The sequence below is a fragment of the Bifidobacterium sp. UBA6881 genome, from assembly GCA_002451435.1.
Taxonomy (GTDB): domain Bacteria; phylum Actinomycetota; class Actinomycetes; order Actinomycetales; family Bifidobacteriaceae; genus Bifidobacterium.
The window spans coordinates 986-3536 of the sequence record DKCF01000060.1 but is presented as its reverse complement, the minus strand read 5'-3'; the positions used below and the strand labels follow the sequence as shown (position 1 = coordinate 3536).

1 protein-coding gene and 1 pseudogene are annotated in these 2551 nt (G+C 57.9%); one reads left to right on the top strand and one right to left on the bottom strand.

The features are described from left to right. The coding region (locus B3C64_RS04680) for a transglycosylase domain-containing protein (protein ID WP_291534071.1) at nt 1-2190 on the bottom strand (2190 nt) is incomplete at its 3' end. A 233-nt stretch (nt 2191-2423) separates the two neighbouring features. On the opposite strand from B3C64_RS04680, the pseudogene B3C64_RS04675 reads away from it, so the two are divergent. After that, a pseudogene (locus tag B3C64_RS04675) lies at nt 2424-2551 on the top strand (inositol-3-phosphate synthase); the annotation flags it as partial.

Below are 2551 nucleotides of genomic sequence, written 5' to 3'. Positions count from 1 at the left end.
TCCGCCAGTGTTGCCAGTGCCGGTTTGACCACTGCCGGTTCCGGTGCCATTCCCGCTACCCGTCTCCGGCGTCGTGTTTTGCGTCGGATCGGGTGTGTTCGACGTATCGGTGCCGGTTTCGGTCTTCGGCGTTGTTGTCGTGCCGGAATTCGAATAGCTCTTGGAGTAGCTCTTCTTGTATCCGGTGCCCCAAGTGCCGTCCTCGCCGCCGACGGTTCCATTGTCAGTTGCCGTCGGGAACGTTTCGTCGTCGGTGTCGGCAAGCGCCTGCTTCATGTATTCGGTGAACAGGTGGATCGGATAATCACTGCCGCCCGTCCACCGGCCGAACGACGGAATCACCTGCGGATTGCCGTTGGCGTCCGGATACCACATGGCCACGGACGTCAGCACGGAAGGCGTGTAGCCGATGAAGCTGGCGGCCATCGAATCGTTCGCGGTGCCCGACTTGCCGGCGATGGTATGACCGATGGAACGCGCCTCGGTCGCCGTGCCGCGCTGGACCACGCCGGTCAGCGCCTTGGTGACCAGATTCGCCGAATTCGCGTCGAACACCTGCTCCGTGGAAGTGGGCGCGTTGTACATTTCCTTGCCCTTCGCGTTCTTCACGGTGGCGACGATATGCAACGTCGGCTTGTTGCCCTGGTTGGCGATTGTCGCGTACCCTCGGGTCATGTCCTCCAGGCTCAAGCCGTTGTTGCCGAGTACGGTGAACGGGTTGGATCCATCCAACGATTTGTTCTCGACGCCGGCCTTGTGCGCGGTCTGCGCGATTTTCTTGGCCCCCAGTTTGGTCTGCAGGTCCATATACACGGTGTTCGAGGATTGCTCGGTCGCCGTATACAGGTTGACGTATCCGAGATTCTCGCCGCCGTAGTTGCTCACGGTCTGCGTGATGCCGGGGAAGGTGCGGTAGGAGTTGCCGTTGAAATAGGTGTTGAGGCTCACGCCGGCGTTGATGGTGGCCAGCAATGCGAACGGCTTCATCGTGGAACCGACCTCATAGGTGGCCTGGGTGACGTTGTTCAGCTGTTTCGTCAGATAATCGTCACCCGCATACAATGCGATGATCGATCCGTCCTTCGGATTCACCGACATCGCGCCGAACTGCATGCCATCCGGCACGATGCCCTGCATGCCGTTCTGCGATGTGCTGATGGTCGAGAACATCAGATCCTGCTTCGATTTGTCGATGGTGGTGACGATCTTGTAGCCGCCGGTCTCCAAATCCTCTTCGTCAAAAGCCTTGGTTTTCAGCAGTTCGTTCTTCACCATGGTCAGCAGATAGCCGTTCGGTCCCGACATCTCGTTGTTCTGCTGCATCTCCACCACCTGCGGGAAGGCGGCTTCCTGCTTCTGCTTCGTGGTGATGTATCCGTCTTCGCTCATGATGTTGAGCACGCGCTTGAAACGCTTCTGCGCCTGCTTGGCGTTCACGTCGGGCGTCCATGCGCTTGGCGCCGGAATGATGCCGGCGAGCATGGCGGCCTCCGAAAGCGTCAGGTCCTTGGCGTCTTTGTTGAAGTACGCCTTGGCCGCAGCCTGGATGCCGTAGGCGCCGCGTCCCAGATAAATGGTGTTCATATAGTTGCAGAGCACCTGGCTCTTATCCTGCTGCTGCGCGATCTTGATGGCGAGGAACGCCTCCCTGAGCTTGCCGCTGTAGGTGACGGTTTCGCCGAGGTAATACCGTTCCGCGTACTGCTGCGTGATGGTCGAGCCGCCCTGACGGCTTCCCGTGGTCAGGTTGTTGTACAACGCGCGGGCGATGCCGACCAGGTCGATGCCCTTGTTGGTATAGAATGAACGGTCCTCGGACGAGACAATCGCGTTGCCCACATAGTCGGGCAGCACGGAGCAGTCGATGATTTCGCGGTTCTGTTCCGCGTAGCTGCCGATTTCCGTGGTGCCGTCGGAATAGTAGACGGTGGTTTTTTCCGCCAACGCGAATTTTTCCGGCGCCGGGACTTCCGTGGTGACGTACATATAGATGAACAGGCCGATGCCTGCCGCGATGAGCGCTGCGAAGATGCCCAGCACCCATTTGAGAATAAGATGCCTATGCTTGCGTGGCTTCCCGGATCCGTTCGCGCGATGTGATCCGTGCCCGGTATGCTGGGCCGCCGGCGCGGAGCCCGCTCCTCTCAGGCCGCGCGAATGCGAACTTCCTCTTCGTGTATTTGAAACCATGGTTTCCACCGTAGCCGCAAGTGCTGAGAAACCATGTGGAAAAGCCAAGGATTCATTAGTCATCAATCGATTTATCCTCAGCTTTTTTACAAATCGGCTGCTCTTCGAATATATCGGTATATCCGCGATTTTTCAGGCTTTTCCCAGATTCGAGGATGGTTTTTCATTGCCGCGCAGGTATGCTGGTGAATTGGTATACCTGTGGAACGCATATACAAAGGAGTCGTTTTCGGATGAGCATTCGTGTGGCTATCGCCGGTGTGGGCAATTGCGCCTCGTCACTGGTGCAGGGTGTGGAATATTACAAGGACGCCAAGGATGAGGACAAGATTCCCGGCCTGATGCATAACAACTTCGGCGG